Source organism: Flavobacterium luminosum, assembly GCF_023635005.1.
GTDB classification, from domain to species: Bacteria; Bacteroidota; Bacteroidia; order Flavobacteriales; family Flavobacteriaceae; genus Flavobacterium; species Flavobacterium luminosum.
The window spans coordinates 1-1,535 of sequence record NZ_JAMLJM010000022.1 but is presented as its reverse complement, the minus strand read 5'-3'; the positions used below and the strand labels follow the sequence as shown (position 1 = coordinate 1,535).

At 51.0% G+C, this 1,535-nt stretch carries 1 rRNA gene; it reads right to left on the bottom strand.

The window, feature by feature from the left end:
* Positions 1–14 precede the first annotated feature (14 nt).
* Positions 15–1,530, bottom strand: a 16S ribosomal RNA gene (locus NAT50_RS12285).
* Positions 1,531–1,535: the final 5 nt, after the last annotated feature.

Genomic DNA, 1,535 nt, shown 5'->3' with positions numbered 1-1,535 from the left:
TTTTTCGTCTCTAGAAAGGAGGTGTTCCAGCCGCACCTTCCGGTACGGCTACCTTGTTACGACTTAGCCCTAGTTACCAGTTTTACCCTAGGCAGCTCCTTGCGGCGACCGACTTCAGGTACCCCCAGCTTCCATGGCTTGACGGGCGGTGTGTACAAGGCCCGGGAACGTATTCACCGCAGCATGGCTGATCTGCGATTACTAGCGAATCCAGCTTCACGGAGTCGAGTTGCAGACTCCGATCCGAACTGAGAACGGCTTTGAAGATTCGCGCCTACTTGCGTAGTGGCTGCTCTCTGTACCGTCCATTGTAGCACGTGTGTAGCCCAAGGCGTAAGGGCCGTGATGATTTGACGTCATCCCCACCTTCCTCACAGTTTGCACTGGCAGTCTTGCTAGAGTTCCCGACTTGACTCGCTGGCAACTAACAACAGGGGTTGCGCTCGTTATAGGACTTAACCTGACACCTCACGGCACGAGCTGACGACAACCATGCAGCACCTTGAAAAACGTCCGAAGAAAAAACTGTTTCCAGTCCTGTCGTTTCCCATTTAAGCCTTGGTAAGGTTCCTCGCGTATCATCGAATTAAACCACATGCTCCTCCGCTTGTGCGGGCCCCCGTCAATTCCTTTGAGTTTCACTCTTGCGAGCGTACTCCCCAGGTGGGATACTTATCACTTTCGCTTAGCCACTCAGATTGCTCCAAACAGCTAGTATCCATCGTTTACGGCGTGGACTACCAGGGTATCTAATCCTGTTCGCTCCCCACGCTTTCGTCCATCAGCGTCAATATACTCGTAGTAACCTGCCTTCGCAATTGGTATTCCATGTAATCTCTAAGCATTTCACCGCTACACTACATATTCTAGTTACTTCCAAGTAATTCAAGTTCTACAGTATCAATGGCCGTTTGATCGTTGAGCGACCAGATTTCACCACTGACTTATAAAACCGCCTACGGACCCTTTAAACCCAATGATTCCGGATAACGCTTGGATCCTCCGTATTACCGCGGCTGCTGGCACGGAGTTAGCCGATCCTTATTCTTACAGTACCGTCAAGCTCCCTCACGAGGGAGTGTTTCTTCCTGTACAAAAGCAGTTTACAATCCATAGGACCGTCATCCTGCACGCGGCATGGCTGGTTCAGGCTTGCGCCCATTGACCAATATTCCTCACTGCTGCCTCCCGTAGGAGTCTGGTCCGTGTCTCAGTACCAGTGTGGGGGATCTCCCTCTCAGGACCCCTACCCATCGTCGCCTTGGTATGCCGTTACCACACCAACTAGCTAATGGGACGCATGCTCATCTTGTACCGTTGGAACTTTAGTAATCAAAAGATGCCTTCCAATTACACTATGGGGTATTAATCCAAATTTCTCTGGGCTATCCCCCTGTACAAGGTAGATTGCATACGCGTTACGCACCCGTGCGCCGGTCTCAAGTTAGCAAGCTAACTCTACCCCTCGACTTGCATGTGTTAAGCCTGCCGCTAGCGTTCATCCTGAGCCAGGATCAAACTCTTCATCGTATAAT